Raw genomic sequence first — 6808 nt, forward strand, 5'->3', positions numbered from 1 at the left:
AAATACTGAGATGTAACTATTGACATTACGGATAGAAGGTGTATAATTGTTGTAAGTTAAATAGTTACAACAAAGAAAAGAGGAATTAATATGACCTACACCTACAATAGCCACATTTACCTAGCAGAAGCAGTGTTGAACGTTCAGGATTTGAAGCGTCAGACAGCCTTTTACCATCACATTATCGGTTTGGAGATTTTATCACAGTCAGATCGGGAAGTCCTTCTGGGAGCTGGGGGTAAGCCCTTGGTTCACCTGATAGAGACTGATCGAAGGGAACTCGTAAAGGACAGTTATGGTCTTTATCATCTGGCTATTCTCTTGCCGAGCCGAGAAGCTTTGGGGGATGTTTTTAAGCATATCGCTGAATTGCAGATTCCCCTCATCGGTGGGGCGGATCATGGTTACAGCGAAGCTCTTTACTTAGAAGATTTGGAAGGTAATGGCATTGAACTTTATCGAGACAAGCCGGTGTCAGTTTGGGATATTCGTGAGGACGGTCGTATTATCGGGGTGACGGAGGAATTGGCTGCCCAGGATATTTATGAGCTGGGACGGGAAGTGGATCCTTTTGTTATCGATCCAGAAACGCGCATGGGCCATATTCACCTATCTGTCAAGGATAGTCAAGCTTCCAGTCGTTTTTATCAGCAAGTGCTCGGTTTAGAAGATAAGTTTAGTATTCCAAATGCCAGTTGGATTGCAGCAGGCGATTACCACCACCATCTAGCTGTCAATGAATGGGGTGGGAAAAAGCTAGCGCACCGTGAGAAAGACATGCCAGGTCTTGCCTCCTATGTCGTCGAGGTGGAAGAGAAGGAAAGCCTGCTTGTCATTGCAGCAGCTGCTAAGGAAGAGGGAGCTCCCATTACTTGGGTGACCTCCAATGAACTTATCTTTGAAGATCCAGATGGAATCCTAACCCGTGTGCGAAAGGGGTAGTGCATGAAAGTTTACTATATTTGGGATGCCTATTGTGGCTGGTGTTATGGTTTTGACAAGATCTTAGCACCCTTTATGAAAGCTCATCCTGAGCTTGAACTGGACATGATCTCTGGTGGGCTCTTTACGGGTGGAAATGAAAAAACCACGCGCCAACTGGGAGCATATGATACCATGAACGAGGAAATTGCTCAGAGATATGGAGTTGAGTTTGGCGAGGCTTTTAAAGCGACCTTTACCCAAGACTTACCAGTTGATTCACTCAGGGCTGCTCAGGCTTTTGGAGTCCTTCGTCGCTATATCCCACAAGAAGAGCAAGTAGCGCTTGCTTACCGGATGCAGCAAGCCTTTTATGAGAAAGGACAGCTCTTGTCAGACCTTGAGACCTATGAAAACGTGATTGGCGAATTTGATCTGGATCCTATAATCCTTTTACCAGAGGTTGCGACAGCTTGGCAGTCCAGAGCACCCCATCCTGACTTTAGGAGAGCACGTGAGCTGGGCGTGACTAGCTATCCGACCCTGATCCTTGAAAAGGATGGTCGCTATTACGACCTAAGAGGACAGGCCCAAACAGTGGAAGAACTAGAAGCAACTTATCAAAGTTTATTGCATCTAGATTAGAATAAATCATGAAGAGCCGGTTTTGCCGGCCCTTTTTGGTATAATAGAGAAAAAGGAGAATATCATGCCCCAAGATTTGCGTATCAAAAAAACAAAGCTAGCCATTCGTCAAGCGGTGCTAGGTTTGCTTGCTGAAAAACCATTCAAGAAAATTACAGTAGCAGAGATTATACATACAGCAGAAATCAATCGAGGGACCTTTTACGCCCACTATCTCGATAAGTATGATCTGTTAGAGAAGATTGAGATGGAGGTAGGAGAAGAGTTTTCTGCTGCTATTCAGGATTTGACCTCTCGAACCTTACAAGAAAACTGGGAGCAGGGAGATAGTTTTGACCATATCCTTCCCATTCTGACTTATGTTGAGGAAAATCAAGAATTGTTCAAATTGATGGCAGAAAGAAAGTTAAGCTCGGCTTGGTTTGATGACATTGTCGCTACTTACTTTCAAAGTATTTTTCCAAGAGAGGCTGGAGACGATGTTTGGGCCTTATACAAACAGGATGTTTTAAAAGCCAGCATTGTAGCTACCGCTAATCGTTGGGTTTTGGGTGGTTGTCGTGAAAATAAGGAAGATTTAGCTTCTTGGATGACGGAGACTGAGCAACTCATTTTATTTGATCATACGTAAACCATACAGATCCTTAAAAAGTGTTCGATAAGCAACAGATTGTCATTTATTGCTGATTGAACGCTTTTTATTTTCGCGTATAATAAAACATGTAAATAAAAACAACACCTAACAACAAACATATTTGGAGGAAAAAAATGGCTAAAGATTTTACATTGTCTGATGGCACGAAATTACATGTTTTTACAGCTGATGAGATGGGCTTCATGGTCACATCGACCTTGGTGGTTCGCAAACAAAAGGCTTTGTTAATTGGGGCACGTTTTAGACTCTCAGATGGCCGAGAAATCGTGGAGTATCTCAAAGAAAACAAGCTAGAATTAGAACAGATTTTCATTATCCATGGGGATCCAGATTATTATTTTGGTTTAGAAGAAGTCAAGGCAGCATTTCCAGAGGTTGTAGCCGTAGCGACACCTTTTGTGGTGGAACATATCCTAGCGACTGTAGAAAACAAACTCGAAGTTTGGCGTGATTTTCTGGGAGACGATTTACCCAAAAATGTCGTGATTCCATCTGTCATGACTGAGCAAGTCATTGAGTTTCAAGGAACAAGCTGGAAATTGTATGGTTCTGAGCCATCCCAAGTCAATCTCTGGAATGAAGAGACAAAAACACTTATCGGTGGAGTTAATGTGTTCAACGAAAGTCACTTGTTCCTTGCAGATACACCAACTATAAAGGAATTACGTGACTGGCAAGGGCGTTTGCGTGAACTATTAGCTTTGGATGCCGATTTGGTAGTTGTGAGTCATGGTGATGAGAGTCGTTCCTTTGACAATCAAGCCTTACAATTCTCGCTAGACTATATTGAGTACGCGATTGGACTAAAAGGTTACGTTCAGGATTCAGAAACTTTTAAAGAAAAAATTCAGGAGCGTTTTCCAAATCTTCGCAACGAATCAGTTCTCGACATGAGTGCCAAAGTTATGACAGGTGAAATGGTATGGGGGTAATAGAAATGACAGTTGATTACAAAGAATTGGTAGCCCAGTCTTATCAAGCAATGGCCGAAGGGCGAATAGCGGACTTTAAAGCTTATTTTGCAGACCAATTGGTCTGGCAGGAGGCAGAAGGTTTTCCTTACGGTGGTGTTTACCATGGGATTGATGCGGTTGTTGACCATGTTCATAGTCGTCTAGGCTCAGAATGGGTGGACTATCAGGCGACACCAAAAGCGTATTTTGTGAGTGAGAATCAAGTCGTCGTTCATGGGCAATACAGTGGGACTTACAAGAAAACCAATAAATTTTTTAGAGCAGACTTTGCACATTTTTATCGATTTGACGAGGCGGGAAAAGTTGTCAACTTTATTCAAGTTGTTGATAGTGCCCTCGTACAAGCCGCAATGACATTATAGAAAGACAGGTAATAAAATGAAAACATCTACAAAAACATGGATTGCAGGAGTAACAGCAGTCGTCGTTTTAGGAGCAGGAGGAATCTATTATATGAACCAACAACAATCAGCACAAGTAACATCACAAGAAACCAATCAAATCTCAAAAATGAGCAATACAGAAAAAGCAGTCACTTTGTTGAAATCCTTTGAAACGGGAGATACGGGGATTGCTAAGCAAGTTTTGAAAAAAGACTATATTCAACACAATCAGACCGTAGCTACAGGCTTGGATGGCTTCCTTCAAATCATGGAAGGAGCTAAAAACGGTGGAAGTGCTGCGACTGTTGATATTAAGCGTCAATTTGAAGATGGAAATACCGTCGTCTTACATAGTGTCTACAACTTTGGTGGACAAGAAATGGTCGGATTTGATGTTTTCAAATTTGATGATGCAGGTATGATCACGGAGCACTGGGACAATCTTAGTCCTGTTCGCGACGCTAACTACAGTGGTCACACACAGTTTGATGGTGCAGCGACAATTGATACCAGTGTGAATGGAGAAGAAACTAAGAAACTGGTTTCGACTTATATCGATGATATTATCTATGGTCAACATCCTGAAAAATTGGACTCATACTTTGATGGTGATCACTATATCCAGCATAATGCAGATATGGTTGACACAGTTTCAGGTTTTAAAGCTTCTCTTCAACAGATGGCTCAAATGGGAATCAATATGGATTATAAAACAACGCACCAAGTCCTTGCCCAAGGTGACTTTGCCTTGGTTATTAGTGAAGGAAACTTGGCTGGAAAAGAGACAGCTTTCTATGATCTCTACCGTGTAGAAAATGGGAGAATCGCAGAACACTGGGATGTTCTTGCAGATGTCATTGCTGATTCGGAAGCAGCAAACACGAACGGGAAATTTTAAATCGAATTGATCAGTATTTGAAAATAATAATAATTAGTAATTTTTTGAGCAAATCGATTGACATCCCGTTTAAATAGGGTATAATAGAAAATGTAATAAAAATAATTACAACAAGAAAGGTTCTTATGAATATCATTAACCAAATAAAACAATTGTTTAAACAGAAAGAGGAAACAAACATGAAAAACATTTTATTTATTGTCGGATCCCTTCGTGAGGGTTCATTTAACCACCAAATGGCTAAAAAAGCAGAAAGTTTGCTTGCTGGAAAAGCAAACGTTACATACCTGGACTACAAGGACATTCCGTTGATGAACCAAGATTTGGAAACACCAACCTTGCCAGCAGTTCAAGCTGCGCGTGATGCAGTTCTTGAAGCAGACGCTATCTGGATTTTCTCACCAGTTTACAACTTTGCTATCCCAGGTACAGTGAAAAACTTGATTGACTGGTTGAGTCGTGCGCTTGATTTGTCAGAAACTAGTGGTCCATCAGCTCTTCAAGACAAGATTGTAACGGTTTCTTCTGTAGCTAATGGAGGTCATGAACAATTGTTTGGTGCTTACCAAGCTCTCCTTCCATTTGTTCGGATGCAAGTTGTCGGAGATTTTACTGGAACGACTGTAAATCCAGAAGCATGGGGAACAGGGGAACTTGTATTGAACGAACAAGCTATTTCTGGACTTGAAAAACAAGCTCAAGCTCTTCTCCAAGCCTAATTTCTATAAAACATCTATAAAAACTGCTCTCCAAATCTTGGGCTCAAACTCTAGCATTTGGAGAGCAGTTTGTTTTGATACTCAATGAAAATCATCAGCAAACTAGGAAGCTAGCCGCAGGCTATACTTGAGTACGGTAAGGCGACGCTGACGTGGTTTGAAGAGATTTTCGAAGAGTATGACTAGGAGGGTGGTGTCTTGCCTTTAGGCTTGTAAACCAACCTCATTTCTGTATAATAGTATCAGACGAAAAGTAGTTATTTGCTTTCGTATCAAGATCATAAGGAGACAAGATATGACACAAGCACTCATTGTAGTCGATATTCAAGAAGGATTGATCAACCTCGGGCCTGCAAATAAGAAGCCATTTATTGCAACAGTTAAACAAACCGTTGCAAGTTTTGAAGAGGCGGGGAAGGAAGTAATCTATATCCGCCACACGGAAGCAGAAGGATTTTTATCTGAGGGCGACGCTAGCTGGCAGGTTTACCATGAATTGAGTCCACGTCCACAGGATCGCATTTTCAATAAAAACTTTAACAGTATGTATCGTGGGACAGAGCTTAAGGCTTATCTAGATAGTAAGGGCATCACTAGCTATTCAGTTGTGGGAATGCAGGCAGAGTTCTGTATCGATACCTCTTTGAAAGTTGGATTTGAATATGGATTTGAACAAGTTTTGGTTCGTGATGCCGTGACAACCTTTGACAATGACCACCTACCAGCACAGAAAATCATTGATTTCTACCAAGACCACATCTGGGACAATCGTTTTGCCAAAGTTTTGCCAGTAGAAACCATTCAAGCAGCAAATAAGTAAGGAGTCAGCATGCCTGTTGGAATTATAATCAATTCACTTGCCATTCTTCTTGGAGGGATTACAGGTGGTTTGTTTGGCGACTATCTCAAGGAGGACTTAAAAGAAAATCTCAACTTGATTTTTGGATTGGCGGCCTTAGGGATGGGGATTAGTGCGATTGCCAATATGGTGAATATGCCAGCAGTTATCTTTGCCCTTGTGTTGGGAACTGTTCTAGGCCTGATATTTAAGGTTCAAAAAGGCATTGACCGAGCAGCTGGTTGGATGGAGAAAGGCTTGTCTCGCTTGCTTCCAAATCAGGACTTGGGTCTATCTCGTGAGGAGTTTAATGCTCAGTTACTGACCATTATCGTCCTCTTTTGTGCCAGTGGGACTGGGATTTACGGAAGTCTGGAGTCTGGAATGACTGGAGATGCTTCGATTCTCATTTCCAAGTCTATTTTGGATTTTTTCACAGCAATGATTTTTGCTTGTAGTTTGGGTTATATCGTTTCTATGATTGCCATTCCTCAATTTCTCTTGTTTTTCCTGCTCTTTTTGAGTGCCAATCTAATCCTGCCCTTGACCACACCGTCCATGATAGGAGACTTTAAGGCTTGTGGAGGATTTCTTATGTTAGCTAGCGGTTTTCGAATCATGAAGTTACGTGATTTTCCAGTAGCAGATATGATACCAGCTATGGTTCTTGTCATGCCGATTTCCTGGGTTTGGACGTCTTGGATCCAGCCCTTGATTGGCATGTAAGAGCATGCGATTTCTCACCATGAACAAAAACACCATCTGATGGAAGGCA

The 6808-nt window shown here is 41.7% G+C and carries 9 protein-coding genes; all 9 read left to right on the top strand.

All coding sequences use genetic code 11. From position 1 onward, the window contains the following. The first annotated feature begins 90 nt into the window (after positions 1-90). Positions 91-942, top strand: coding sequence for a VOC family protein (locus tag SORDD16_RS07360; RefSeq protein ID WP_061452934.1), 852 nt, complete (start codon positions 91-93; stop codon positions 940-942). Between the two features lie 3 nt (positions 943-945). Beyond that, positions 946-1566, top strand: a complete 621-nt coding sequence (locus SORDD16_RS07365; protein WP_061452935.1) for a DsbA family protein — start codon at positions 946-948, stop codon at positions 1564-1566. A gap of 64 nt (positions 1567-1630) precedes the next feature. Beyond that, positions 1631-2197: a TetR family transcriptional regulator gene (locus SORDD16_RS07370; RefSeq protein WP_061423502.1), complete on the top strand. Its 567-nt coding sequence runs from the start codon at positions 1631-1633 to the stop codon at positions 2195-2197. Positions 2198-2334: 137 nt separating this feature from the next. Continuing rightward, positions 2335-3153, top strand: coding sequence for an MBL fold metallo-hydrolase (locus SORDD16_RS07375; protein ID WP_061452936.1), 819 nt, complete (start codon positions 2335-2337; stop codon positions 3151-3153). Next, on the top strand, positions 3144-3557 hold the full coding sequence (locus SORDD16_RS07380; RefSeq protein ID WP_128973491.1) for a nuclear transport factor 2 family protein: 414 nt from the start codon (positions 3144-3146) through the stop codon (positions 3555-3557). Before SORDD16_RS07375 ends, SORDD16_RS07380 begins: the two co-directional genes overlap by 10 nt. A 16-nt stretch (positions 3558-3573) precedes the next feature. After that, positions 3574-4476, top strand: a complete 903-nt coding sequence (locus SORDD16_RS07385; protein WP_241734034.1) for a nuclear transport factor 2 family protein — start codon at positions 3574-3576, stop codon at positions 4474-4476. A gap of 179 nt (positions 4477-4655) precedes the next feature. Further along, complete coding sequence (locus SORDD16_RS07390; protein ID WP_061452938.1) at positions 4656-5195, top strand: NADPH-dependent FMN reductase; 540 nt, start codon at positions 4656-4658, stop codon at positions 5193-5195. A 295-nt stretch (positions 5196-5490) separates the two neighbouring features. Then, on the top strand, positions 5491-6015 hold the full coding sequence (locus SORDD16_RS07400) for a cysteine hydrolase family protein (RefSeq protein ID WP_061452939.1): 525 nt from the start codon (positions 5491-5493) through the stop codon (positions 6013-6015). Positions 6016-6024: 9 nt separating this feature from the next. Next, positions 6025-6759: a DUF554 domain-containing protein gene (locus SORDD16_RS07405; protein WP_061452940.1), complete on the top strand. Its 735-nt coding sequence runs from the start codon at positions 6025-6027 to the stop codon at positions 6757-6759. Positions 6760-6808 lie beyond the last annotated feature (49 nt).

This window comes from Streptococcus oralis, from assembly GCF_001578945.1.
In the GTDB taxonomy this organism is placed as follows: domain Bacteria; phylum Bacillota; class Bacilli; order Lactobacillales; family Streptococcaceae; genus Streptococcus; species Streptococcus oralis_Q.

Bases quoted from the DNA above. Each gene is read 5' to 3' on its own strand.
- SORDD16_RS07370 (WP_061423502.1), top strand. From the start codon at position 1,631: ATGCCCCAAGATTTGCGTATCAAAAAAACAAAGCTAGCCATTCGTCAA.
- SORDD16_RS07390 (WP_061452938.1), top strand. From the start codon at position 4,656: ATGAAAAACATTTTATTTATTGTCGGATCCCTTCGTGAGGGTTCATTT.
- SORDD16_RS07400 (WP_061452939.1), top strand. From the start codon at position 5,491: ATGACACAAGCACTCATTGTAGTCGATATTCAAGAAGGATTGATCAAC.
- SORDD16_RS07360 (WP_061452934.1), top strand. From the start codon at position 91: ATGACCTACACCTACAATAGCCACATTTACCTAGCAGAAGCAGTGTTG.
- SORDD16_RS07385 (WP_241734034.1), top strand. From the start codon at position 3,574: ATGAAAACATCTACAAAAACATGGATTGCAGGAGTAACAGCAGTCGTC.
- SORDD16_RS07365 (WP_061452935.1), top strand. From the start codon at position 946: ATGAAAGTTTACTATATTTGGGATGCCTATTGTGGCTGGTGTTATGGT.
- SORDD16_RS07380 (WP_128973491.1), top strand. From the start codon at position 3,144: ATGGGGGTAATAGAAATGACAGTTGATTACAAAGAATTGGTAGCCCAG.
- SORDD16_RS07405 (WP_061452940.1), top strand. From the start codon at position 6,025: ATGCCTGTTGGAATTATAATCAATTCACTTGCCATTCTTCTTGGAGGG.
- SORDD16_RS07375 (WP_061452936.1), top strand. From the start codon at position 2,335: ATGGCTAAAGATTTTACATTGTCTGATGGCACGAAATTACATGTTTTT.